We start from the raw sequence: 25457 nt of genomic DNA on the forward strand, positions 1-25457 counted from the left end.
CCCCGCGGGCGCGGCGCACGAGCTCACGGCCGGACAGTCCCATGCCGACCAGGACGTAGGCGGCGACGGCGCCGGAGGTGACGGCACCGCTCAACCGCACCTGCCAGGGCAGGACGGCCAGCACCGCCAGAAGGAGGCAGGCGTTGACGGTCACGACGCGGTAGGCGGCGGCCCGATCCATGATGGCGTTAGTGGTGCGCGTGGTCGCCGGCCCTCCGCCGAGCATGACGGGAGTCAGGTAGCTCAGGGCCGCGGCGAGGATCTGGAGGGCGAATCCGGCCGCCAGAGGCACGCGCACCGCATGAATGACGTCGCGGGCCGCCGATGCGTCGCCGGCGATCCCCCCGCCGTCCAGCGCCGAGGTGCTGATACCGGCGCCCATCCACACCACGCAGGCGAGGAACCAGATGACGGCGGCGGCCGCCGATGCGGTGGCGAAGGACGTGGGCGGCACACGCCGAGCGGTGCGAAAGGCGGGGACGAGGACCCCGCAGGCCCCAACCAGGTAGACCACCGCGCCCGCCCCCGCCAACGGCGCCCCCAGCCCGGACAATGCCATGAGGGCGGCGCCGAGAACGATCAGCGGCAGACCGCGGGAGGTCCACCGCGGCGCCTCCGGCTCCATCTTGGTGCGCAGCATGGTGGGCCACAGCACGGTGAGAGTGCCAAGCACGGTGGTGCCGACGAAGCCGAGGACCATGGTGGTCGTGTGGGCCACGTAGAAGACGTCGGAGGCGTGCGCCGAGCCCCGCGCCTGAGCCCAGCTGGTGAGATAGCCCAGAGCGGCACCGGCTGCGAGAAGCACGAGAGCGACGGCGTAATGGACGGCCAGGGCCGCCAGGCGCGGAGCGACGGCGCGCCGGTACTGCACGGCGATGGCCAGCACGCCCGTCAAGGCGGCGCCCACGACGACCGCCACCCCGGCCAGGGCGAGCGCCTGCGCACTCGCCGTGATCCCAGTCAGGACGAGGAGCGTGCCCGCTCCATGGGCGTATAGGCGGATGTCGAGCAGAACGGCCCCGCCGAGCGCGGGGCGGTGCAGCAGGGTGTCGGCGAAGTGCGCCGACCACACGGTGATGGCCGAACCGATGCCGCCGAGCAGGAGGGCGTGCAGCGGCAGCCAGGTTCCCCAGGAGGCGAGCGGGCCGCCGATCACGAGGACGGCGAGCACGGCGGCGAGCACGATCCATCCCAGAACGACGGCGTTGCGCCGCACCTGGGTGGTGCGCCGGGCGTGACGCCGGGCCGGGGGCCTGCGCGCGCCGGGCGCGGCGGTGGACGCGCGGTTCCCGCCCTGCCGGTCGCTCGAACGACCGGATCCGCCGGGGGCTCCCATCGGGACGGGCATCTCTCACGCCTCCCGCGAGGGACCGGCGGGGCGGGCGGCCCGACCGGATCCGGTCGACGTGGGCCGGGGCGGGGGCGCGTCGATCCGCCCCGAGGCGACGACACGGGAGACGGTCAGCAGAAGGAAGGCGAGCACGGCGACGACGCCGATGACGCCGCCCGCCCGCCACCCCGCGTCCGCGCCGCGGGCCAGGCAGACCACCCGCACCGCCAACCCGGCATGCAGCAGGGCGTAAGGCAGCCACATGAGACGGTGGTAGGGCAGGCGACGGTGGATGACGGCTGGGACGATCGTGGGAGCGTGGGCCAGAATCATGGAGAAGGCGTAACCGAGGGTGATCGAGTGGATGATAATGTCGTACTCGGTCCCCGACCCCGCGCTCAAAGGGCTCAGACTCCAGACCAGTCCGGCCACGGCCAGCCAGAGGTAGCCGGCGAGCATGGACGCGGCGGCGAAGCGCACGGCCCCGGCGGCGCGGATCGTGCGGCGGGCGACGTCGTACCAGGTCATGACGACGGCCAGGGCGAGCAGGGCCGGGCCGCTGAGGAGGCGGGCCGCTCCGGTCACGCTCAGCAGGGCGGCCCCCAGGAGAGCTGCGGCGGACAGGGCGCGCACGGTCTCCTCGACCACCTCGTCGAGGAAGGCGACGCGGGCCAGCTCGAGCCGTTCGCCGACGATGGTCAGGACGGGCAGGAGGAGCCACAGGGGGACGCACGCTTCAACCGCCGAGCCGCGCAGCCACAGCAGGTCCCCCAGCGCCAAGGCGATGGCTCCCATGGCCTCGATGTCGACGGCGACGGAGGCGGCCCGCCGATGGACGCGCACGTAGACCGCGCACAGCGCCAGCCCTCCGACCAGCACGAGAGCCCGGCCGAGAGGGCCGGGCCCCCCGGCGAGCAGCGTCAGGCAGCCCAGGGCACTGCCGGCCGGAGCGAGGAACGCCCACGCGGTGCGCGCGGCCACGGCCCGCTCCAGCGCGATAACAGTGCCCAGGAAGCCGACGAGCATGAGCGGTCCATGGAGGGCCGCGAGCGCGGTCCCCTTCACCGGCGCACTCACGCCCAATCGCAGCAGCGCGGCGTCCAGACCCGCCAGGACGCACGCCCCGCCCAGGGCGAGAGCCACGAGCCTGGGAGCCAGGCGCGCGTCCGCGGGACGGGACGGCGCGGACGACGCCGAGGACGCGCGCGGAGCCCCGACGACGGCAGTCGAACGTGGGTCCTTCGACACACTCGCCTCACTTTTTTCCACATCACTCACCGTAATAAAGTGGTGGCAGACCGGGCAATGGTCTCACGGCGCGCTCCGGCTCACGTCGCCGGACAGTCGTAGGACGCAGGACCCTCACGCTCGGCGCGCCGGCAACGGCGACCACCCACTGATACCAACGGCAACGACACCAAGGAGAGTGCCATGAGCGAGAGCCCCAACCTCATTCCGATCCAGGAGAAGCACGCCGGAGGGGGCTGCGGCTGCGGAGAGCACGACTCCGACCGCCTGACCCTCGACGCCCGCCCGATCCCCCACCGCCTGCGCCATGCGGCCGTGATCGGCGCCGCCTCCTCGCTGAACGTGGGCGAGGGCTTCGACCTACTCGCCCCGCACGTGCCCACGCCGCTGCTCACTCAGATCGACCAGCTGCCCTTCACCTTCAAGCACACGCTTCTGGAGGCCGAGGACGGCTTCGCCCGCGTCGAGATCCTGCGCGTCGCCTGAGGACCCGCCCCGCGGTCGGCCGAGCGAACAGGAGTCCGGCCGCAGGCGCACCCGTCCGACCCGACCCGTATCCTCGGTTCATGACCCCCCCTCCTGACGACGGTCGCGCCGCCGCATCGGCGGAGCGCACCCGAACCCGAGCGGCGCTGCCCGCGCCGTCGGTGCGCGTTGCGTCGGAGAGGGCGATGGGCTGCGGGCGGGTCCGAAAGCCGTCCGCGCCCGCCCAGGCGCCGCTGACGGCGGACGGGGCGGTCCCCGACCGCCTGATCGACCGCTACGGGCGCACCGTGCGGGACCTGCGCCTGTCGATCACGGACCGCTGCAACCTGCGATGCACCTACTGCATGCCCGCCGCCGGCCTCGCATGGCTGCCCGGCCCCAGCCTGCTCGAAGCCGCCGAGATCGCGCGGCTGGCTCGACTGGCCGTCGAGCGCCTCGGGATCGAGCGCATCCGCCTGACCGGCGGGGAGCCGCTCATGCGCAAGGATCTGGAGGAAATCGTCGCCGCGCTGGCGGAACTGCGCACGCGACGCGACGGGAACAAACCCGACATCGGTCTGACGACCAACGGACTGGGGCTGGACAGGCGCGCCACCGGCCTGCGAAAAGCGGGGCTGGACCGGGTCAACGTCTCGATCGACTCCCTGGACCCGGCCGAATACGCCCGCGTGACACGCCGCGACCGCCTCGCCGACGTCCTGCGCGGGTTGGCCGGAGCCCGAGCGGCGGGCCTGTCGCCGATCAAGATCAACGCCGTAGCCCTGCCCGACGCACTCGCGGAGCGCGCCCCCCGGCTGCTGGGCGAGTGCCTGCGTCGCGGGTGGAGCCTGCGCTTCATCGAGCACATGCCGCTGGGGCCCCGCGAATCCTGGCGGGCCGAGGACGTGGTCGGAGCCGACCACGTGCTGGAGACCCTGAGAGCCGCGGGCTTCACACTGCGCGCCCGAGGACGCCCCGACCGCCGCCCGGCGGCCGTGTGGGACGTCGCCGCAGGCACGGACCGCGACGGGCGAGCCCACCCGGCCGGGACGGTGGGAATCATCGCCTCGGTCACCGCGCCCTTCTGCGCCGACTGCGACCGCACCCGCATCACCGCCGACGGGAGACTCATGACCTGCCTGTTCTCCGCCCGGGAAACGGACCTGCGCGGCCCCATGCGCGCCGGCGCGAGCGACGACGACCTCATCCGCCTGTGGGCGGAGGCGACCTGGCGCAAGCCACTGGCCCACGGCATCGACGCACCGGAGCAGACGGCCGGCGACTTCGTACAGCCCGCCCGAACCATGTCGGCCATCGGCGGCTGACCGCCCCCGGCCGTATCGTGCGCCGTGCCCGCCCCGGCCGTACCCTGCGCCGTGCCCGCCCCGGCCGTACCCTGCGCCGTGCCCGCCCCGGCCGTACCATCCCGCCAGTTCCGATACGCCAACGGCTCAATGAAAACGACTCAATGAAAAGGAGCGCCATGCCCGCCCCGCACCACGAGACCGTCGCCGTCGAGGTGCACTACTTCGCCGCGGCCGCCGAAGCCGCCACCCGCACCGAGGAGCGTCTCGAGGTGCCCGACGGCACCACCCTGGCGGGGCTGCGCGAGCAGCTGGCCGGCCGCGGACTGGCGATGGCCCGGATCATCAGCGTCTCCAGCTACCTCGTCAACGCCCTGTCGACGCCGGCGGACTCGCTGACGCCCCTGGCCGACGGCGACCGAATCGACGTCCTGCCGCCCTTCGCGGGGGGCTGAGCGCGCAGCGCCGTCGCACACGGACGGGCGGACCCGCGCCGACCGGCCCCGCCCACCGGGAGATCACGCGATATTGGACCACTCGCGCGCGCCGTCGGCGAAGAGCTGATGCTTCCACACCGGCAGAAGCCTCTTGACCTCCTCGACGACCTCACGGACGGCCTCAAAGGCGGGAGCGCGGTGATCGGCGCTGACGGCGACGCCCAGCGCGGTGTCCCCGACCCGCAGGTCGCCGACCCGGTGAACAACGGCGAGCGCCCGCAGCCCGGGCCGGCCGGCGACCTCGTCGGCGATCCGGGCGACGATCCCCCCGGCGCTCGGATGCGCGCAGTAGGCCACGCCGCTCACGCTCCGACCGCCGTCGTGATCGCGCACCATCCCGTCGAAGGTGACGACGGCACCGGCCGCCTGATCCTCAACGGCGGCTGCGAGCCCGGCCACCGACACCGGCGCACAGGTGATCTCGGCCCGCACGACACGTGCGCTCGTCCGAGTGCTCGGCTCAACCATGGGCGCTCCTCTCGCCCGCGCACGGCGCACGGGCCCCGCGCCGGACGCTACACGACCGCGCACCGGAGACGAACAGCGCCCGGCCGCCCCCGCTCACCCGCCCGCACCGTGCACCGCCGGCCCGGCGAACGGGCATGATGAGCACCGGCCCCGGGCGACCCGCCGCGCCGCCGCCCACCCGCCCGAAAGGAGAATCATGTCCGAGCTGCTCAGCCCGGAGGACTACCTCGCCCAGGTCCTCGCCACGCTGACGCCCCTGGCCGCAACCGACACCCCCCTGACGCAGGCGCACGGCCTGATCCTGGCCCAGGACGTCGTGGCGGCGCTGAGCGTGCCGCCGTGGACGAACTCGGGGATGGACGGCTACGCGGTGCGGGCCCGGGACACCGACTCCGCCGCGCCGCACGCACCCGTCGTCCTGCCCGTGGCCGCGGACGTCCCGGCCGGAGCCGCCCCCGCCCCCCTGGCCCCGGGAACCGCCCAGAGAATCATGACCGGCGCCATGCTCCCCGAAGGCGCGGACGCCGTCGTCAAGGTCGAGGACACCGACCAGGCCCCCGGGCCCCGCCCCCTGCCGGCCGAGGTCGAGATCCGCACTGCCGTCGCTCCGGGCGCCCACGTGCGGTACGCGGGCGAGGACCTCGGCGCCGGCGACCCGGTCCTGGCGTCCGGCACGCTCCTGTCGGCGGCGGCGATCTCCTCCCTCGCCTCGGTCGGCCTGGGAACGGTGCGCGCCGTACCGCGCCCTCGAGTCGCCGTCGTGTCCACCGGCGCCGAGCTCGTCGACCCCGGCCGGGCGCTGCCCGCCGGAGCCATCCCCGACTCCAACTCGCTGCTGCTGGCCGGACTGGTCGCCGAGCACGGTGCCAGTCTCGCCTCGGTCTCCCGCAGCGGTGACACCGCCGCCTCACTGGCCGCCGCTCTCATCGGGGCGGCGCGGGACGCCGATCTCATCGTTACCTCCGGCGGCGTGTCCGCCGGCGCCTTCGACCCGTTGACCATGCTGGCGAGCGAGGGCGGCGGAGGCGACGCCGGCGCAGTGCGGCTGCACGTCGCCAAGGTCGCCATGCAGCCGGGCAAACCGCAGGGATACGGCACGGTACGTATCGAAGACGGCGGGGCGAGCGACCGTCGGGTGCCCGTCATCACCCTGCCGGGGAACCCGGTGAGCGTGCTCGTCTCCTTCACGACGATCGTCGCCCCGGCCCTGGCGCTCCTGGCGGGACACAGCACCGGACCCGGCACCGGCCATGACGGCGTCGGGCGCCCCGGGACGGGCCCGACCGACAGGAACATCACGACCGGCACAGCCGCCGCGGCCGGAGGGCGTGGCGGCGGACAACCGGGACGGGCGCGCGCCGCCGTGTCCTGGCGCACGCCCGCCGGCAGACGCCAGCACGTCCCCGTGCGCTTCGTCGACGCCCCGGCCGGAGTCGACGAACGCGCCGGGGCGCGGACGGCGCCGTGGGTGGAACCGACCCACCGCCTGGGCTCGGGCTCGCACCTGGTGGCCTCTCTGCCGACGGCCGAGGCGCTCGCCGTCGTCGACGCCGACGCACCGGCCGTCGACGTGGGGGACGAGGTCGGCCTCATCGCCCTGACCACCCCGACGATGCCGGGCGGCGGCCGCCCGTCGCTCGGCCCGCCGGCCTCGCCCGCGCGCATCGCCGCCCCCGCCCCCGCCGATCCGCCGACCGACCCTCCCCGGATCCGCCTGCCCCATGTGGACGATACCGGCGCCGCCCTCATGGTGGACGTGACCGCCAAGACCCCGACGGTGCGCACCGCGAGCGCGACCGCCTTCGTCTCCTGCTCGTCGGACATCGTCGCCGCGCTGCGCGAGGGCACGATCCCCAAGGGGGATGTGCTGGCCGTGGCACGGGTGGCGGGTATCGCCGCCGCCAAGAGGGTCCCCGAGCTGCTGCCGCTGGCGCACGTCATCGGCGTGCACGGCTGCCGGGTGGACCTGACAGTCGAGGAGGCGGGCGTGCGCATCTCCACGAACGTGCGCTCGGCCGACCGCACGGGCGTGGAGATGGAGGCCCTGACCGCGGCGACGGTCGCCGCCCTGACAGTCATCGACATGGTCAAGGGGGTGGATCGCGCCGTAGCGCTGCGCGAAGCCAAGGTGACAGAGAAGTCGGGGGGCCGCTCGGGCACCTGGACGCGTCCCGCGGACGCGGACGGCGACGGGGCGCCCGCATGAGCGAGAGGCCCGCCGGCCCGGCGGCAGTGGACGTCGTCGTGCTCGCCGGCGGGACCGGACGGCGCCTCGGCGGCGCCCGCAAGCCCGACGTCGTCGCGCGCGGCGCCCGGCTGCTCGACCACGTGCTGGCGGGGCTGGCGGGACTGGCCCCCTCGGCCTCGACAACGGGCGGCGCCGAGGGGCCGCCGGGCCGTGTCGTCGTCGTGGCGCCCGAGGAGGTCGCTCTGCCCCCCGGCGTGCTGCGGGCGCTGGAGGACCCTCCGCTCGGAGGCCCGGTCGCCGGCCTCGCCGCCGGCCTCGCCCGCCTCGCGCGAGCGCCCGGGCCCTCGGCGCTGACCGGAGTCGTCACCTGCGACGCCCCCGAATCCTGGCGCGCCCTGCCGGCCCTGATCGCCGAGGTCCGACAGGGCGGGGACGCCCGTGACGGGGCCTGCGTCCGGGAAGCGGACCGCGTCCAGTACCTGCTCGGCGTCTACCGCACCGTGGCGCTGTCGGAGTGCGTCGCCCCGGGGGGCGCGGGGCTGCGGAATGCGCCGGTGCGCCGAGTCCTCGGCCGGCTGGCGGTCGCGCACGTCGACCTAGGCGCCCTAGGCCGCGCGGCCCACGACCTCGACACCTGGGAGGAGGTGCGCGCCTGGGACGCGGACGGTTGACGCCGGTCCGGGCGGGCCGGGGTCAGTGGTCGCCGCCTCCGAGCTGCTCCAGGACGTGGGGCACGAGCGGGCCGACGACGGCCACGGTGTCCGCGACCCCGCCCCGCGACCCGGGGGCGTTGACCACCAGTGCGCTTCCGGCCCCGCGCCCCGTGACTCCCACGAGCCCCCGGGACAGGCCGGCCAACGGCGTCTTGCTCAGACCGTGGGAGCGGATCTGCGCCTCGATGCCCTCCAGGCGCGCCTGGAGAAGGGGGGCGGTGCCCTCGGGGGTAAGGTCGCGCGGGGTAACCCCGGTGCCTCCGGTGGTCAGCACCACCCGGGCGCCTGCGGTGACGGCCTCCTCGATGGCCTCGCGCACCGGCTCGGTCCCGTCGGGCACGATCCGCGCCGCCCGTACAATGACGTCGTGCTCGGCCAGGAGCCGCACGGCCAGCGGCCCCGAGCGGTCTTCGCGGGTCCCAGCGGCGCAGCGGTCGGAGACGGTGATGACCGCCCCCCTGACCGGCTCGGGCAGTGGCTGGAGAGACTTCTGGGGAACGGGGGCGGAGTCCGAATCGGCCTCCCGGCCGGGCTGGGGCCCGGACTCGGAATCGGGCGGGGACGCCGCAGCGCCCGACGCGGGGCGGACCCGGCGGCGGGAGCGGGACGGGGGCTGGAACTGACTCATGGGACCACCGTAACGGGGCTGCGGCGACCGTGCCGTCGTCCATTAGCATACGCGTCGCTTGCAATAAACGGCGCGCTCCGTGAAAATATTCTCCTGTCGAACACTGGAACGACGGGGTCGCGCCGCCGCGCCCCGTCGGCCGCTCCGCCCCGGCCATAATGGCTGGTCTCAGCCACCGGAACACTCCCCGGTGATGACCGTCCCGGACGACCCGGCCCGACGCCCGGCCGCGCGCCGTCCCCACGCCCACAGGAGCCCCATGAGCAAGCTCGACACCACAGGTCGCGTCCTCTCCGGTTGGAATCCGGAGGAGCCCGAGAGCTGGGATGCCGGAATCGCCTGGAGGACCCTGGCGATCACGACCTTCTCCATGGTCATCGCCTTCTGCGTCTTCTTCCTCGTCTCGGCGATCGCCCCGAAGCTCAAGCTCATCGGCTTCGACCTCACCGCGGGCCAGCTCTACTGGCTGACGGCCATGCCGGGCCTGTCCGGCGGACTCATCCGCCTGATCTACATGTTCCTGCCGCCGATCATGGGCACCCGCAGGCTCATCGGCATCTCCTCCCTGCTCTACCTCATCCCCATGCTCGGCTGGTTCTTCGCCGTGCAGGACACCTCCACCCCCTACCTCGTGCTGCTGCTCCTGTCCTTCCTGTGCGGCATCGGCGGGGGCACCTTCTCCGGCTACATGCCCTCGACCGGCTACTTCTTCCCCAAGCGGCTGTCGGGCACGGCCCTCAACGTCCAGGCGGGTCTGGGCAACCTGGGCATGTCGATCATCCAGATGGTCGGCCCCTGGCTCATGGGTTTCGGTCTGCTGGGCATCGCCTTCATCGCTCCGCAGCGCGAAGCGGATAACCACGCGATCTTCGTGCACAACGCCGCCATCTTCTTCGTGCCCTGGACGATCCTGGCGGCGGTGCTCGCTTTCACGCTTCTCAAGGACGTGCCCGTCAAGGCCAATATCCGCCAGCAGATCGATATCTTCGGCAACGCCAATACGTGGTGCATGACGCTGCTCTACGTGCTGACCTTCGGACTCTTCTCCGGCTTCTCCGCCCAGTTCGGCCTGCTCATCAACAACACCTTCGGCGCCTCCTCCTCGCTGGCGCAGGCCGGTTACCAGAACCTGCCGCTGGGAGCCACCTACGCATTCCTCGGCCCTCTCATCGGCTCACTCGTCCGCGTAGCGTGGGGGCCCCTGTGCGACAGGGTGTCGGGAGGCTTCTGGACCTTCGTCTCGGCCGTGGGCATGGCCATCACCCTGGGCTGGGCGGCGCTCTACCTGCACCCGGACAGCCCTTCCGCCTTCAGACCCTTCCTGTGGGCCATGCTCGTCATGTTCTTCTTCGCGGGCATCGGCAACGCCGGCACCTTCAAGCAGATGCCGATGATCATGCCCAAGCGACAGGCGGGCGGCGCCATCGGCTTCACGGCCGCCGTCGCCTGCTTCGGCCCCTTCTTCGTGGGCGTGGCCCTGTCGGCGATGGATGCCGCCGTCTGGTTCTGGATCTGCGCTGCCTACTCGGCCCTGTGCGCCGTCATCTGCTGGATCCGCTACGCCCGCCCGGGAGCGCCCTTCCCCGGCTGACCCGTCTCCGACGACGGCGGAGTCCGCCCGGCCCCGCAGCGCCCCGTCCGTCGTCAACCGCGTCGACCACCGCCCGGGGCCCACCGACCGCCACCGTGAAAGATCCGCAATGACCGCCTCCACCGACCCCCTCGTCGCCGGACCCGACACGCAGGTCGAGCGCGCCCCCGGCCTGCTCGCCCTGGGTTCCTACCTGCGTCACGGCAAAGCCAGCTCCGACGCCCGCCGCCTGTTCCTCACCGGTGGCCGCGAGGCCGACACCTTCTACCGGCACCGGTGGAGCCACGACAAGATGGTCCATTCCACTCACGGGGTCAACTGCACCGGCTCATGCGCCTGGGAGGTCTACGTCACCGACGGAATCATCACGTGGGAGAAGCAGATCACCGACTACCCCACCACGGGCCCGGACATGCCCGAGTACGAGCCCCGCGGCTGCCCGCGCGGCGCGGCCTTCTCCTGGTACACCTACTCCCCCACGCGCATCCGCTACCCGTACGTGCGCAGCGCGCTGCTGGACGCCTTCCGCGCCGCCCGGGCCCGTCACGACGGTGACGCCGTGGCCGCCTGGGCGCAGGTCACCGGGGACGCGGCGACCGCCCGAGCCTACAAATCCGCCCGCGGGCGAGGCGGCATGGTGCGCGTGGGCTGGGACGAGGCGATGGAGATCATCGCCGCCGCCTACGTCCACACCATCCGCACCTGGGGCCCGGACCGCTGCGCCGGCTTCTCCGTCATCCCGGCCATGTCCATGCTCTCCTACGGGGCGGGCGGACGCTTCCACGAGCTCATCGGCGCCACCATGCTGTCCTTCTACGACTGGTACGCGGATCTGCCCCCCGCCAGCCCGCAGGTCTTCGGGGACCAGACCGACGTCCCCGAGGCAGGCGACTGGTACAACTCCCAGTACCTCATCATGTGGGGTTCGAACGTTCCGCTGACCCGCACCCCCGACGCGCACTTCATGACCGAGGCCCGCTATCACGGTCAGAAGGTCATCGTGGTCTCCCCCGACTACGCCGACAACACTAAGTTCGCCGACCAATGGCTGCGCGTGGCGCCCGGTACCGACGGCGCCATGGCCATGGCCATGGGCCACGTCATCCTCAAGGAGTTCCACGTCGAAGGGCACGAGCCGTACTTCCTGGAGTACATGCGCCGTCACACCGACGCCCCCTTCCTCCTCGAGCTGGACACCACGTCCGACGGCACCGGATACGTTCCCGGCCGTTTCGTGACGGCGGACTCGGTGCCGGGCGTCGCCGAGGGAGCCCCCAAGAACGAGTTCCGACCCCTGGTGTGGGACCGCCAGCGCGGACCGGCTGACCCGGGCGGGACGCTCGCCGACCGCTTCACCCCCGAGGGCGAGGGCAAATGGAACCTCCTCATGGAGGGAGTCCGTCCCATCATGAGCATCGCCGAGCTGGACGCGACGGGCGTCTCGGTCCGCGGGGTCGAGGTGCTCCTGCCCCGCTTCGACCTGCCCGGCTCCACCACGACCGCGGGTTCCGTGGGCGGCGGCGTCCTGCACCGGGGCGTGCCCGCCACCCGGCTGGCCGACGGCCGGCTGGTGACCACCGTCTACGACCTGCTCCTGGCCAACTACGGCGTCGAGCGGAAGGGGCTGCCGGGCCGATGGCCCGAGGACTACCACGACGCCACTGCACCGGGGACCCCCGCATGGGCCAGCGAGCTCACCGGCGTACCCGGGCCGGCCATGATCCGCGTGGCCCGCGAGTTCGCCGTCAACGCCGTCGAGACCCGGGGCCGCTCCCAGATCCTCATGGGGGCCGGCATCAACCACTACTACCACGCAGACGAGATCTACCGCGCGATCCTGGCACTGACCTCCATGTGCGGCACCCAGGGCGTGGGCGGCGGCGGTTGGGCCCACTACGTGGGCCAGGAGAAGGTCCGCACCATCGCCGGCTGGTCGCAATTCGCCTTCGCCCTGGACTGGCAGCGTCCAGCCCGCCAGATGATCTCCACCGGGTTCTGGTACCTGACGACCGACCAGTGGCGCTACGACGACACCCCCGCCGAGCGCCTCGCCTCGCCGCTGGGCGCGGGGACGCTGGCCGGCAAGACGACGGCGGACACGATGGTCGAGGCCATGAGGCGCGGCTGGACGCCGTCGTACCCGACCTTCAACCGCAACCCGCTGCTGCTGGGCCGGCAGGCCGAGGAGGCCGGTATGAAGCCGGCGGCCTACGTCGTCGACCAGCTGACCCGCGGCGAGCTGCGCTTCGCCGCAGAGGACCCCGACGCCCCCGAGAACTTCCCCCGCATTCTGGCCTCCTGGCGGACCAATCTGCTGGGCTCGTCCGCCAAGGGCACCGAGTACTTCCTGCGTCACATGGTGGGCGCGGGCGGCGACGTCAATGCCACCGAGACCCCCGAGGGTCGCCGTCCGGCATCCATGACGTGGCGCGAGCCGGCCCCCGAGGGCAAGCTCGACCTCATATGGACGGCGGACTTCCGCAACACCTCAACGACGCTGCACTCCGACGTCGTGCTGCCGGCGGCCACCTGGTACGAGAAGTACGATCTGGCGACCACGGACATGCACCCGTTCATCCACTCCTTCAACGCGGCCATCGATCCGCCGTGGCAGGCCCGGTCCGATTTCGACATCTACCGCCGGCTGGCGGGCATGGTTAGCGCCTGGGCGCCGACGTACCTGGGCACCCAGACCGACATCATCCCCGTGCCGCTGAGCCATGACACCCCCGACGCCATGACCATGGCGCACGGGGACGTCTCCGCGCTGCCGCAGCAGTGGATGCCGGGGGTGACCATGCCCAAACTCGTGGCCGTCGAGCGCGACTACACCCAGATCCTCAACAAGTTCGACACCGTCGGGCCACTGGTGGAGAAGCCGGGCATCCCCGCCAAGGGCATCATGCTCATCGCCGACGAGGAGATGGACGAGCTGCGCCGCGCCCACGGCACCGGCCGCGGCGCCGGAGCGGGCCGTCCCCTCATCGACACCCCGATCAAGGCCGGCGACGCCGTCATGCACATGTCGGGGGCGACCAACGGCCGCCTGGCCACCCAAGGCTGGAGGACGCTGTCCAAACGCACCGGGACCCCGCTGGTCGAGTTGAGCGAGGAGGAGGCCGGCAGGCAGATCACGTTCGCCGACACCCAGATCAAACCCCAGCCGGTCATCACCACCCCCGAGTGGTCGGGGTCCGAGCACGGGGGCCGGCGCTACAGCGCCTTCGTCGTCAACGTGGAGCACGCCAAGCCGTGGCATACCCTGACCGGCCGCATGCACTACTACCTCGACCACGACTGGATGCGCGACATGGGGGAGTCCCTGCCGACCTTCCGCCCGCCGCTCGACTTCGCCTGCCTGTACGGGGAGGCCGCCCCCGGGTCGGTATCCGCCTCGCAGGCCGGCACCGCGCAGGTGGCCGTGCGCTACCTGACGATCCACAACAAGTGGGCCATTCACTCCCAGTATTACGACAATCTCTACATGCTCACCCTGGGCCGGGGCGGCCAGACCATCTGGATGAGCCCGGCCGACGCCGATAAAATCGGAGTGCGGGACAACGAGTGGGTGGAAGCCTACAACCGCAACGGCATTGTGGCGGCGCGCGCCGTGGTCTCCCATCGCATCCCGGAGGGCACGGTCTTCATGCACCACGCCCAGGAACGCACCATGAACACCCCGGTGACCGAGTCCAGCGGGCGCCGGGGGGGCACGCACAACTCGCTGACCCGCATCGTGCTCAAACCCAGCCATTTCGCGGGCGGATACGCTCAGCTGTCCTACGCCTTCAATTACATCGGCCCCACCGGTAACAATCGCGACGAGGTCACCCTCATCCGTCGTCGCACCGACCAGGAGGTGACCTTCTGATGAAGGTGATGGCCCAGATCGCGATGATCATGAACCTCGACAAGTGCATCGGCTGCCACACGTGCTCGGTCACGTGCAAGCAGGCGTGGACGAACCGCGAGGGCACCGAGTACATGTGGTTCAACAATGTCGAGACCCGTCCCGGCGTCGGCTACCCCAGGGGCTGGGAGAACCAGGAGCGGTGGCGCGGCGGCTGGACGCGCACCTCGGGCGGACGCCTGGTGCCCCGCTCGGGCGGGCGCCTGCGCAGGCTCGCGCAGATCTTCGCCAATCCGGACATGCCGGGCGTCGAGGACTACTACGAGCCGTGGACGTACGAGTACGACAAGCTGCTGTCGGCCCCCAAGGATTCCCCCACCCTCCCCGTAGCCCGGGCCAAGTCCCAGCTCACCGGCGAGTACATGCCCACGATCGCGTGGGGGCCCAACTGGGACGACGATCTGGGCGGCTCGACCGAGACGATGGCCGACGACCCGGTCCTGACCGGCATGAGTCGGAAGGTCGCCACGCAGATCGATCAGACCTTCATGTTCTACCTGCCGCGCATCTGCGAGCACTGCCTGAACCCAACCTGCGTGTCCGCCTGCCCGTCGGGCGCCATGTACAAGCGCGCCGAGGACGGCATCGTGCTGGTCGATCAGGACGCCTGCCGCGGCTGGCGCATGTGCGTATCCGCCTGCCCGTACAAGAAGGTCTACTTCAACCACGTCACCGGCAAGGCCGAGAAGTGCACCCTGTGCTACCCGCGCCTGGAGATCGGCCAGCCGACCGTGTGCTCTGAGACCTGCGTGGGACGGCTGCGCTACCTCGGCGTCCTGCTCTACGACGCCGATCGCGTCTCCCAGGCGGCCGCCACCCCGGACCCGCAGGATCTGTATGCGGCCCAGCGCGAGATTCTTCTGGACCCCCGCGACCCGGAGGTCATCAGCGCCGCCCGCGACGAGGGCATCCCCGCCAGCTGGATCACCGCCGCCCAGGACTCGCCCATCTGGGACCTCATCGAGACCTACGAGGTGGCCCTGCCGCTGCACCCCGAGTACCGGACGGTACATCCCGCCGCTGAGCCCCGTCGTCGACGAGGTCGCGGCCGCGGGCCTGGACGGGGAGGACCACAAGGTGCTGCTGACGGCCGTGGCGGAGATGCGCATCCCGCTGGAGTACCTGGCGGGGCTGCTGACCGCCGGGGATACGGGCCCGGTCGAGCGCTCCCTGCGGCGTCTGGCCGCCATGCGCTCGCATATGCGCGAGGTTCGACTGGGTCGCGAGGCCGACCCCGCCATCGCCGCCTCGGTGGGCCTGGACGGGGAGGAGGTGGAGGCCTTGTACCGTCTGCTGGCCATCGCCAAGTACGACGACCGCTACGTCATCCCCACCACCAAGCCGGAGGTTCCCCGCGGCATGAAGGCCATGGGCGAGGATGTGCGCACGCTCCTGGGCGAGGGGGCCCCAGCCGGCTGCCACGGCGACGCCGCCTCCTTCCACGGGCAGTCGGGCTCCGCCCCGGTGGCGCTGCCGCTGCCGACGATGCGCCGCGACCCCGTGCCCTCCGCGGGCCCGGGTCTGACCGGGGCGGGCCCGGCGGGCGGAGGACGCTGACCGTGGCCCGCATGATGGTCCCCGTGCCGTCCTTCGTGCGCGCCCCGCACCCGTTGACCCCGCCGGACCCGGTTGCGCTCACGGCCCCTCAGCGGGCGACAGCGCACATGGCCGCTTCCCTCCTCCTGGACTACCCCGGCGAGGACGTCCTGGACGGGCGCCTCCGGGCGGTCGGAGCCGCTCTGGCCGGGCCTGACGCCCCGCCCGCCGAGGTCGCCGCCCCCATCGAGGCCTTCATGGATGCAGCCCGTTCGCGGGGACCGCGGGCGCTGGCCGAGCACTACGTCGAGACCTTCGACCGACGTCGGCGCTGCTGCCTGTACCTGACCTACTACGCGGTGGGAGACACCCGTCACCGCGGGGCGGCGCTGCTGGCCTTCAAGCAGGCCCTGTCGGCGGCCGGCTACGAGATGGCGGTCGACGAACTGCCCGACTACCTGCCGGTGGTCCTGGAGCTGAGTGCGCGCAGCGGGGACGAGGTCGCGCAGACCCTGCTGTCCAGCCACCGCGAGGGCATCGAGGTGCTGCGCAGCGCCCTCGTCGACGCCGGATCCCCCTACGCCCGCCTCGTGGAGGCGGTCTCCATGACCTTGCCCGAGATCGACGCCGCCACGGCCGACCGGGTGCGGGCGCTGGTGGCCGCCGGGCCCCCCACCGAGACCGTCGGGGTCACGGACACGCTGCCCTTCCCCTCCACGCCGATCGCCGCGGCGGCCCATGCCGCCGCCGGCCCGGACCTTCTCGTCTCACTCACCCAGTCCGCGTCCCGGGAGCGTCGATCATGACCGCCTTCGAACAGTACTTCTTGTGGACGGCCCTGCCGTACGCGTCGTTCCTCCTCCTGATCGCAGGTCTCGTGTGGCGCTACCGCAGCGACCAGTACGGGTGGACGAGCAGGTCCTCGCAGTGGAACGAGTCGCGGATCCTGCGATGGTCCTCCCCCCTGTTCCACTTCGGCATCCTGTTCGTGGCCGCCGGTCACGTCATGGGTCTGCTCGTCCCCAAGGATTGGACGCAGGCGGTCGGCATCCCCGAGCACGTCTACCACCTCATGGCGGTCATTCCCGGCACTGCGGCCGGTCTCATGACGCTGGTGGGTCTGGGCGGGCTGCTCTACCGGCGCTTCGTGGTCACGTCGGTGCGGCTGGCGACCACGACGAACGACAAGATCATGTACGTCCTTCTGGTCCTGCCGATCTGCCTGGGGGCGTGGGCGACGATCTCCACCCAGCTGTTCGGCGGTTCGCACGGCTACGACTACCGCGAGACCATTAGCCCCTGGCTCCGCTCGATCCTGCTGCTGGACCCGCAGCCGGAGCTCATGGCCGATGTGCCGCTGATCTTCAAGCTGCACATCGCGGCGGCCCTGCTCCTGTTCGCCATCTGGCCCTTCACCCGTCTGGTCCACGTCGTCTCCGCGCCGGTGGGCTACGTGACCCGGCCCTACGTCGTCTACCGCTCCCGGGCGGGGGCGACGGCGACCACCGTCGCGCACCGGGGGTGGACGCCCGTGCGCACTCAGGGCACCGGCAATCAGGGGGCCGACGACCTCACGCCCTCGCAGGGGGCGTGATCAGATCATCCGGAGGGCCGCTGGGAGGATCGCCGCGGTGAAGACCGCGCACGCGTCTGCGCGTCTGCGCAGCCGCGTTACCCTGGCGCCGACTCCGAGAGTCATGGATGCGCCTGCCGCGGGGAGAGGAGCCGCTCGGCTGCTTCAGCGTCGATCTTCCACCGCTGTCCCGCCGACGCGTCCGCCGAAGACCGGGGCCGGCGGGACCGGACACGACGGCACTTCAGAACCCGGCCTTCCCCCGGATTCGCCGGTTACCATGACCGCAGTGTCGTTCGACCCCGTGCGCACCAGCACGACGGGGGACGGAGCCCGGGGTCTGGCACCGGGGCTGAAGTCCGCGGCTTCAACCTCGCAATCGCACTGAACCGAAAGGATCCCCATGCGCCTCTCGCACCGCCTGGCCGTTAGTGCACTCTCACTCGTCTCCGCCGCCTCGCTCGTCGCGTGCGGGGGCGCCTCCGACTCGACGAGCTCCTCAACTCCGACGTCCGAGGCCCGGGACGCTTCCACCGCCTCGGGCGGCACGGCTGTCACCGGCGAGATCACGGTTTTCGCCGCGGCATCGCTCAAGGGCGCCTATCAGGACATCGCCGAGGCCTTCGAACAGGCCAACCCCGACGCCTCGGTCAGCTTCGATTTCCAGGGATCCCAGGATCTCGTCTCCAATCTGTCCGAGGGCTCGGCCGCCGACGTGCTCGCCACCGCCGACACCCAGACCATGGACGACGCCGCCGGTCAGAACCTGGTGGGCGAGCAGCGGGAGTTCGCCACCAACGTGCTGAGCATTCTCGTCCCTGCGGGCAACCCCGGCGGCATCACCGGTTTTGACGAGTCCTTGAACGCCGAGGGCGTCGATCTCACCGTCTGCAACAGCCAGGCCCCCTGCGGCCACGCCACCGAGGAGATGGAGAGGGCCACCGGCGTGACCCTCGATCCGGACTCGGAGGAGTCCAAGGTCTCTGACGTGCGCGGCAAGGTCGAGTCCGGACAGGCGGAGGCGGGGATCGTCTACACCACGGACGCCGTCGCCTCGACCGGCTCCGCCGGCACCGAGGAGATCACGATCCCGGACCTGGGCATCATCAACCACGACCCGATCGCGATGACCGCCGCAGCCGCGAACTCCGAGGGCGCGCAGGCATTCATTGACTTCGTGCTCTCCGATCAGGGCCAGGAGATCCTGCGGGGCTACGGCTTCGGCGCCCCGGCGGGATCCGCATCCGAAACCCCGGCGGACGCCGAATCAGCCGAGCCGGCCGCATCCGAGACGCCGGCGGACGCCGAATCAGCCGAGTCAGCCGAATCCGAGACGCCGGCGGACGCCGAATCAACCGAACCGACCGAGTCCGCGCAGGCCGAGTCGGGGACCGAGAGCGGCTGACCGCGAGCCGGTTGCAGGCGCATCCGTCCTCTTCCCCGCGATTGGCGGCTCTGCGGCTCCTCACCGGCTCCTCGGCGCGGGCCGGCCTCCCTCTCGCGCTCTCGCGGGCGCCGGCCCGCGTGACATGCCAGGCTTCGCACCGTGACACTCCGCGTCTCCTCCCCTTCGACCGCTGCGGGCGGTCCTTCCCGAACAGGCCGCTCCCGCCCCCGCCGTCGTTCGCGCGCTGCGCGCACCCGCCTCCCGGCACCCGTGCTCGCCCTGGCGCTCCTGGGCGCCTGCGCGATCGTGCTGCCCTTCGTCGGGGTGGGCACGCGCGTGTCCTGGACCGAGCTGCCGACCCTGCTGATGTCCGATGCGGCGACTCGGGCGCTCGGCCTGTCGCTGCGGACCTGTCTGATCGCGACCGCGATCAGCGTGGTTCTGGGAGTGCCTCTGGCTCTTCTTCTCTCGCGCCAATGGCCGGGCGTGCGCATCGGACGCGTCCTGACCGTGCTGCCCATGACCATGCCCCCGGTGGTGGCCGGCATCGCTCTGCTGTCCACACTGGGCAAACGGAGCATGCTCGGGTCGACCCTGGAGGCTCTGGGAGTGCAGATCTCCTTCACGACCACCGCCGTCGTCATCGCCCAGGTCTTCGTGTCCATGCCCTACCTCGTCGTGACCCTCGAGGCGGCGCTGCGCTCGCGCGACACCCACGCTGAGACGATCGCCCGGACGCTGGGCGCGCGCGAGTGGACAGTGCTCACCCGTATCACCCTGCCGCTGGTGGGGCCGGCCCTCGTGCGGGGGACGGCACTCGCTCTGGGCCGGAGTCTGGGCGAGTTCGGGGCGACCATCGCCTTCGCCGGCTCCAAGGAGGGCGTCACGCGCACCATGCCGCTGGCGATCTACCTGGAGCGGGAAAGCGACACGGCGACGTCCCTGGCGCTGGCGGTCGTACTCATCGCGATGTCCTTCATCATCGTGGGAGCGACGAACGTCTCCTGGCCCTCCGCCGTGGCCCGTCTGCCCCGACCGCCTCATCGCGGCGGGGCGACGCCGTCCGATCCGGCGCGGGCGGGCCGCACCGCCCGACCGGTCCGCCCCGCCCGAACCGGTGGCGTCGACGGCGCCGAGGCCGGCCGCCGTGCGCCCCGCGGCCGGGACCTGCACGTGTCCTTCGCCTCCGCCGTCCGCGATGTCGACGTGGATCTGGAGGTGGGTGCGGGGCGCACGGCGGCGCTCATCGGACCCAACGGTTCGGGCAAATCGACCGTGTGCGAGGTCGTGGCGGGCCTGCTCGACGCCGACGGCGGTCGGGTGCGCCTGGGCGAACGGCTGCTGGACGGTCCCGGCGGCTTCGTGCCCGCCGGTCGGCGCGGCGTCGCGCTGCTGTCGCAGTCCCCCGGAGTCTTCGGCCGCATGAGCGCGTTGGACAACGTCGCCTTCGGCCCGCGCTGCCGACGCATCGGTGTGCGCGCCGCCCGCGCCCGGGCCCGCGCCGAGCTGACCGCCGTGGGTGCCGATCACCTCGCCGACCGTCGCGGCTCGCAGCTGTCGGGAGGGCAGTCGGCGCGCGTGGCGCTGGCCCGAGCCCTGGCCACGGACCCGGCCCTGCTGGTCCTGGACGAGCCCATGGCGGCTCTCGATGTCACCGCCCGGGCGCAGATGCGCGCCCTGGTCGCCCGCCGGACGGCCGAGCAGGGGCTCACGGTCCTGGTGGTCACTCACGACATCCTGGACGTGACGGCGCTGGCCGACGACGTCATCGTCCTTCAGGGGGGCCGCGTGGCCGAATACGGATCAGCTGCCGAGGTGCTCACCGCCCCGACCTCGGACTTCGCCGCCCGCCTGACGGGCACCTCCGTGCTGACAGGGACGCTCGAGGGTGACCCCGCCTCCCCCGCTCTGCGTCTTGAGAACGGGGCACTCGTCACCGGTCGGCCCGGCGAGGACTGGGGGCGAGCCGCTGCGGGCGGGCCCGGCCTGGCCCTCGTCCCCCCGGATGCTGTCGCCCTGTACCCGGCGTCGGAGGGCGGAGCAGTCCCGCATGGCTCACCCCGCAACACCCTGACGGTCACCGTCACCGACCTGGAGCGCAGCGGGGCGCTCGTGACAGTCTCACTGCGGACCGAGGCCGACCAGTGCCTGACGGCGGCGGTGACTGCGGGTGCCGTCGCCGAGCTCGGCATCAAGGCCGAGCGCCGTCTCGAGGCCGTGGTCAAGGCCGTGCAGGTGCGAGTGCTCCCAGCTCATTCTCACCAACCGGATCGGCAGTGCTGACGGTTCCGACGATGCTGACGCGACTCGAGGGGCGGGCGCCCGTTCGCCGCCGCTCCCTCGCCTTGAGCGATCTCGCACCCCGCGCCTCTCAGCCAGGCCTCAAGCGAGCGCGGCGTAATCCCCAGCAGCCGCTGAGTGCTGCGCTCCTCGTCGATGGTCGGGGCGGCAACGCGGCGAACTGGATCCACAGGGGCTCCATCGCCGATGATGGCGGGGCGAGCACAGGGACACACTCCCGGAGACGGAAGCAAGGACGAACAACGAAGGACATGATGGTTGAGACAGCATTTTCCGTACTCATGAGCCTGTTCCTGTGCTCGGCCGGAGTCATACTCGTGGTGTTAGGGCGCCGGATGTCGCAGCGCAGGCTCCCGCCGAACTTGTGGGCGGGAGTGCGTTACCAGATCGCTCTGCGCTCCGAGGAGAACTGGTACACGATGCAGGCCCGGTGCGCCACAGCCACCATGGGAATGGGTGCGGTCTTCATCGACTCGGCTCTCCTGTTCGCCATCCAGGCGGCCATGCCCGAGACGATCTCGATCCTGATCCCCATAATCGTCATGCTGGTGCAGACGACTGCCGGTATCGCGATCCTTCACGTTCAGGCCCGCAGGTGCGCCGCGACGCTGCCGAAGGATGCGTGAGCAGGCTCCTGCGACGAGAGTGAAGAAACCTGCAGGGAGGAGCCGGAGTGAAGGACGAGTCGTGGACCACCCTCATCGTCCGCGAGCCGCTCGACGGTCCGCGCCGCTTCACCGAGCTGCGCACGGCCCTGCCCGGTATCAGCCCTCACACGTCGACGGCCGGCTGCCCCGCTTCGAAGCGCACGGCATCGTCACCCGCACCGTTCACGCCGAGATCCCGCCCCGAGTCGTCTACGCCCTCACCGCTCTCGGTACGAGCCGCGCCCCGACACGCCCGATGGGGAGTCCTGGGAGTGCCTGGAAGACGCCGATGACGCCCTGTACGCTTCCAGCGGCCTCCGAGCACCATCGGAGGCCGGTTACGGAGGACTTCATGACCACGACAATCCCTGCCCTGCCCACAACCATGCGCGGCGTCATCATGCGCGCCCCCGGAAAGGTGAGCGTCGAAGACCGCGAGGTCCCGCGCGTCGTCGAGCCCACCGATGCCGTTCTCAAGATCGAGGCCGCCTGCATCTGCGGTTCCGACCTGTGGCCCTACCGCGGCATCCAGCCCGTCGACAAGGCCCGCCCCATGGGGCACGAGTACGTCGGCACGGTCGTCGAGATCGGCTCCGAGGTGACGAACGTCAAGATCGGCGATTTCGTCGTTGGCTCCTTCTGCGTCTCGGACAACACCTGCGAGATCTGCCGCTCCGGCTTCCAGTCCCGCTGCATCCACGGCGGCTTCATGGGCGACACGCAGTCCCAGTACACGCGCGTGCCCCAGGCCGACGGCACGCTCGTCGTCGTGCCCGGCGGCAAGCCCGACGACCCCGAGGTCATGGCCGACCTGCTGGCCGCCTCCGACGTGCTCGGCACCGGATGGTTCGGCGCCGTGGCAGCCGAGGCCGGACCCGGCAGGACGATCGCCGTCGTCGGCGACGGCGCGGTGGGCCTGTCCGCCGTGCTCGCGGCCAAGGCCCTCGGCAGCGAGAGGGTCATCGCCTTCTCCCGCCACGAGGACCGGGCGGCGCTCGCCCGCGAGTTCGGGGCCGACGTCGTCATCGCCGAACGCGGCGAGGAGGGTGCGGCCGAGGTCAAGGAGCTGACCGACGGCTACGGGGCGCACGGCGTGGTCGAGGCCGTCGGTAACCAGGTCTCCATGGACCAGGCCATCGCCTCGTGCAGGCCGGGCGGGCATGTCGGATACGTCGGCGTGGCCCACGACGTGACTCTGGACGGGTCCAGCCTGTTCTTCGCCGAGGTCACTCTGCTGGGCGGTCCCGCACCGGTGCGCCGCTTCCTGCCCGACCTCATCGACCGGATCCTCAAGCGCGAGATCCATCCGGGGAGGGTTTTCACCATGCGTCTGCCGCTGGAGGAGGCCGCCGAGGGCTACGCGGCGATGGACGAGCGGCGCGCCATCAAGGTGCTGCTGGAGGTCTGAGCGGCATCCGCACCGCCCGTACGCCCGGATCGGCCTCGTCGAATTCTGTCGACCGGGTCCTCAGAGCTCGTCCTCCAGGATCACTATCTCCGACCGGTTCGAACAGACTCACGGTGATGCGCAGAGCCCTGCGCGCCGGGTACCGCTCGCGATAATCGAGTTCGCCTTCACCGCCGGTGGGGAACTCTCCATGCTCGAAATGCTCGGATCCGCTCGGCGGCGTACCACCGCATCGCGCGCGATCAGCGTCTGGCGGCGCTCCGGGCGTCGTCGTCCCGGATGATCCGCCGGACACGCCGCGGGTGAAGGCGCCCCATCACCGTTACCCTCGACGTATGAGTACCCCGGCCTCTCCCGCACCGCCGACGGCCGATCGGCGCTGGCGCGACGACCTGCACCTGGCCCACACGATCGCGGACCAGGTCGATCCTCTGACCCGGACGCACTTCGACGCCCAGGACTTCGAGGTCGAGACCAAGCCGGATCTGACCCCGGTCACCGTCGCCGACAAAGAGGCGGAGCGCCTCATCCGCGACTACCTCTCGCGGGCACGCACCCGCGACTCGGTCCTCGGCGAGGAGTTCGGGACGACGGGCCACTCGCCGCGCCAATGGGTCATCGACCCGATCGACGGCACGAAGAACTTCGTGCGCGGCGTGCCCGTGTGGGCCACCCTCATCAGCCTGGTCGAGGACGGCGAGGCCGTCCTCGGCGTGGCCTCCGCACCGGCCCTGGGCAAACGGTGGTGGGCGGTCAAGGGGGGCGGCGCCTGGAGCGGGCGGTCTCTGGCCCTGGCGGGCCGGCTGCGCGTGTCCGGCGTAGCCGCTCTGGAGGACGCCTCGCTGTCCTACTCCTCCCTGTCCGGCTGGGCGCAGCGCAAACGCCTGCGCGGCATGCTCTCGCTTATGCAGGAGTGCTGGCGCACGCGCGCCTACGGCGACTTCTGGTCCTACATGCTGCTGGCCTCCGGCTCGGTCGACCTGGCGACCGAGCCCGAGCTCGAGGTCTACGACATGGCCGCGCTCGTCCCGATCGTCACCGAGGCCGGCGGTCGTTTCACCTCACTCACCGGCGAGGCGGGCCCGTGGGGCGGGGACGCCGTCGCCACCAACGGCCTGCTGCACGACGATGTCCTGGAGTTGCTCGCTAAGGAGACCGACTGAGCGACCGCGCCCCGCGCACCGACCGCCTCCCGGAGACGGTCGGCCTGGCGATGGACGCCTCCGATGAGACAAGAACGACGACGGCGCCCCGCGGGAGCCGGGTCTCAACACGGTAACCTGCCCCGGGAGGCCGAACGCTTCCCCGACCGTACTGTTGACGGGAGACCCATGAACTGGCTGCACGCCGTCCTCCTCGGCATCGTCGAGGGCATCACCGAGTTCCTGCCCGTATCCTCGACCGGCCACCTCAACATCGTCGAGAAGCTCCTCGGCTACAAGATCGACGACGCGGGCATGACAGCCTTCACCGCCGTCATCCAGGTCGGTGCGATCCTGGCCGCCGTCGTCTACTTCTGGAGCGACATCGTCCGCATCGTGACGGCGTGGCTCAAGGGGCTGGCGAACAGGGGCGCGCGCGGCGACCCCGACTACACGCTGGGCTGGGGCATCATCCTGGGCTCGGTCCCGGTCGCCGTCGTCGGACTGGCCCTCAAGGACTTCATCGAGGTCACCGCCCGTTCCCTGTGGATCATCGCCGGGGCGCTCATCATCTGGAGCGCCGTCATGTGGGTCGCCGACCAGCGCTCCGACGGTCCGGCGGGCGCCGCCCACGCCTCGGCCGGCAGGGGCATGAGCGAGGTCGGCGTCAAGGACGCCCTCATCATCGGCGCCTTCCAGGCTCTCTCCCCCATCCTGCCGGGTATCTCTCGGTCCGGCGCGACCATCTCGGCGGCCCTGTTCCTGCGCTTCGACCGCGTGACCGCTACGCGTCTGTCCTTCTTCATGGGCATCCCCGCCCTCATCGCCGCCGGCCTGTTCGAGGCCGTCACGGCCGCCGGAGACATCAGTTCTCCGGACATCGGCTGGCCCGCCACGATCATCGCCACGATCGTCTCCGGCATCGTCGCCTACGCGACGATCGCCTGGCTGTTGAAGTTCGTCTCCTCCAACAAGTTCACCGGTTTCCTCCTCTACCGCGTGGCCCTGGGAGCGGTCATCATCGTGCTCGTCGCCACCGGCGTCGTCACCGCCTGACATTCGACGTCCGAGAAGACGGCGATTGAGAGTGCTCAGGACAATGCACGTCTAATTTCGTGTCG

20 protein-coding genes and 2 pseudogenes are annotated in these 25457 nt (G+C 71.6%); 18 read left to right on the plus strand and 4 right to left on the minus strand.

The features are described from left to right. Positions 1 to 1348 (minus strand): hypothetical protein (locus HMPREF9062_RS10565; protein ID WP_083820061.1); only part of this gene is annotated, 1348 nt, incomplete at its 3' end. Positions 1349 to 1351: 3 nt separating this feature from the next. Continuing rightward, positions 1352 to 2578 carry a hypothetical protein gene (locus tag HMPREF9062_RS10570; protein WP_253270705.1) on the minus strand — a complete coding sequence of 409 codons (1227 nt, stop codon included), beginning with the start codon at positions 2576 to 2578 and terminating at the stop codon, positions 1352 to 1354. A 183-nt stretch (positions 2579 to 2761) separates the two neighbouring features. Between HMPREF9062_RS10570 and HMPREF9062_RS10575 the strand changes: the two genes are divergently transcribed. The 3 genes from HMPREF9062_RS10575 to HMPREF9062_RS10585 all read left to right on the plus strand — a co-directional run bounded on the left by HMPREF9062_RS10575 (position 2762) and on the right by HMPREF9062_RS10585 (position 4802). Continuing rightward, positions 2762 to 3064 (plus strand): DUF2249 domain-containing protein, encoded by a 303-nt coding sequence (locus tag HMPREF9062_RS10575; protein ID WP_009750137.1) that lies wholly within the window; start codon positions 2762 to 2764, stop codon positions 3062 to 3064. A gap of 80 nt (positions 3065 to 3144) precedes the next feature. Beyond that, positions 3145 to 4368: a GTP 3',8-cyclase MoaA gene (moaA, locus tag HMPREF9062_RS10580; RefSeq protein ID WP_156790025.1), complete on the plus strand. Its 1224-nt coding sequence runs from the start codon at positions 3145 to 3147 to the stop codon at positions 4366 to 4368. 158 nt (positions 4369 to 4526) lie between these two features. Beyond that, positions 4527 to 4802, plus strand: coding sequence for a MoaD/ThiS family protein (locus HMPREF9062_RS10585; protein WP_009750139.1), 276 nt, complete (start codon positions 4527 to 4529; stop codon positions 4800 to 4802). A 63-nt stretch (positions 4803 to 4865) separates the two neighbouring features. On the opposite strand, the gene HMPREF9062_RS10590 is transcribed toward HMPREF9062_RS10585, so the two are convergent. Continuing rightward, the gene (locus HMPREF9062_RS10590) at positions 4866 to 5312 is read right to left on the minus strand and encodes a molybdenum cofactor biosynthesis protein MoaE (RefSeq protein WP_009750140.1); all 447 of its coding nucleotides are present in this window, start codon (positions 5310 to 5312) and stop codon (positions 4866 to 4868) included. 196 nt (positions 5313 to 5508) lie between these two features. On the opposite strand from HMPREF9062_RS10590, the pseudogene HMPREF9062_RS10595 reads away from it, so the two are divergent. The 3 genes and pseudogenes from HMPREF9062_RS10595 to mobA all read left to right on the plus strand — a co-directional run. Continuing rightward, positions 5509 to 6894, plus strand: a pseudogene (locus HMPREF9062_RS10595) (molybdopterin molybdotransferase MoeA); the annotation flags it as partial. Between the two features lie 165 nt (positions 6895 to 7059). Then, the gene (gene moaC, locus HMPREF9062_RS12665) at positions 7060 to 7518 is read left to right on the plus strand and encodes a cyclic pyranopterin monophosphate synthase MoaC (RefSeq protein ID WP_253270768.1); all 459 of its coding nucleotides are present in this window, start codon (positions 7060 to 7062) and stop codon (positions 7516 to 7518) included. Beyond that, the gene (gene mobA / locus HMPREF9062_RS10600) at positions 7515 to 8171 is read left to right on the plus strand and encodes a molybdenum cofactor guanylyltransferase (RefSeq protein WP_009750142.1); all 657 of its coding nucleotides are present in this window, start codon (positions 7515 to 7517) and stop codon (positions 8169 to 8171) included. The genes moaC and mobA overlap by 4 nt, the downstream gene beginning before the upstream one ends. Positions 8172 to 8193: 22 nt before the next feature. Here the strand turns inward: mobA and HMPREF9062_RS10605 are convergent, their stop codons facing one another. Further along, the gene (locus HMPREF9062_RS10605) at positions 8194 to 8688 is read right to left on the minus strand and encodes a MogA/MoaB family molybdenum cofactor biosynthesis protein (RefSeq protein ID WP_050795350.1); all 495 of its coding nucleotides are present in this window, start codon (positions 8686 to 8688) and stop codon (positions 8194 to 8196) included. Positions 8689 to 9100: 412 nt separating this feature from the next. On the opposite strand from HMPREF9062_RS10605, the gene HMPREF9062_RS10610 reads away from it, so the two are divergent. The 12 genes and pseudogenes from HMPREF9062_RS10610 to HMPREF9062_RS10660 all read left to right on the plus strand — a co-directional run bounded on the left by HMPREF9062_RS10610 (position 9101) and on the right by HMPREF9062_RS10660 (position 25392). Beyond that, on the plus strand, positions 9101 to 10432 hold the full coding sequence (locus tag HMPREF9062_RS10610) for an MFS transporter (protein WP_009750144.1): 1332 nt from the start codon (positions 9101 to 9103) through the stop codon (positions 10430 to 10432). A gap of 109 nt (positions 10433 to 10541) precedes the next feature. Next, on the plus strand, positions 10542 to 14303 hold the full coding sequence (locus tag HMPREF9062_RS10615; protein ID WP_009750145.1) for a nitrate reductase subunit alpha: 3762 nt from the start codon (positions 10542 to 10544) through the stop codon (positions 14301 to 14303). Then, a pseudogene (narH, locus tag HMPREF9062_RS10620) lies at positions 14303 to 15899 on the plus strand (nitrate reductase subunit beta). Before HMPREF9062_RS10615 ends, narH begins: the two are co-directional and overlap by 1 nt. Positions 15900 to 15922: 23 nt before the next feature. Continuing rightward, a complete protein-coding gene (gene narJ / locus HMPREF9062_RS10625) occupies positions 15923 to 16684 on the plus strand; it encodes a nitrate reductase molybdenum cofactor assembly chaperone (RefSeq protein WP_034254982.1) in 762 nt (253 codons plus the stop codon). Further along, positions 16681 to 17472: a respiratory nitrate reductase subunit gamma gene (gene narI / locus HMPREF9062_RS10630; protein ID WP_009750147.1), complete on the plus strand. Its 792-nt coding sequence runs from the start codon at positions 16681 to 16683 to the stop codon at positions 17470 to 17472. Before narJ ends, narI begins: the two co-directional genes overlap by 4 nt. A 382-nt stretch (positions 17473 to 17854) precedes the next feature. Beyond that, entirely contained in the window at positions 17855 to 18856 is a 1002-nt protein-coding gene (gene modA, locus HMPREF9062_RS10635) for a molybdate ABC transporter substrate-binding protein (protein ID WP_009750148.1), read from the plus strand. A gap of 252 nt (positions 18857 to 19108) precedes the next feature. Then, positions 19109 to 21121 carry a molybdate ABC transporter permease subunit gene (gene modB / locus HMPREF9062_RS10640; RefSeq protein WP_009750149.1) on the plus strand — a complete coding sequence of 671 codons (2013 nt, stop codon included), beginning with the start codon at positions 19109 to 19111 and terminating at the stop codon, positions 21119 to 21121. Between the two features lie 272 nt (positions 21122 to 21393). Next, a complete protein-coding gene (locus tag HMPREF9062_RS10645; protein WP_034254984.1) occupies positions 21394 to 21765 on the plus strand; it encodes an SdpI family protein in 372 nt (123 codons plus the stop codon). Between the two features lie 47 nt (positions 21766 to 21812). Then, on the plus strand, positions 21813 to 22079 hold the full coding sequence (locus HMPREF9062_RS12670) for a winged helix-turn-helix transcriptional regulator (RefSeq protein WP_009750151.1): 267 nt from the start codon (positions 21813 to 21815) through the stop codon (positions 22077 to 22079). Positions 22080 to 22138: 59 nt separating this feature from the next. Beyond that, complete coding sequence (locus HMPREF9062_RS10650; protein WP_034254207.1) at positions 22139 to 23194, plus strand: zinc-dependent alcohol dehydrogenase family protein; 1056 nt, start codon at positions 22139 to 22141, stop codon at positions 23192 to 23194. A gap of 335 nt (positions 23195 to 23529) precedes the next feature. Beyond that, positions 23530 to 24357, plus strand: coding sequence for a histidinol-phosphatase (hisN, locus tag HMPREF9062_RS10655; RefSeq protein WP_009750153.1), 828 nt, complete (start codon positions 23530 to 23532; stop codon positions 24355 to 24357). 168 nt (positions 24358 to 24525) lie between these two features. Further along, entirely contained in the window at positions 24526 to 25392 is an 867-nt protein-coding gene (locus HMPREF9062_RS10660) for an undecaprenyl-diphosphate phosphatase (RefSeq protein WP_009750154.1), read from the plus strand. Positions 25393 to 25457 lie beyond the last annotated feature (65 nt).

The sequence above is a fragment of the Actinomyces sp. oral taxon 448 str. F0400 genome, assembly GCF_000220835.1.
GTDB lineage: Bacteria > Actinomycetota > Actinomycetes > Actinomycetales > Actinomycetaceae > Actinomyces.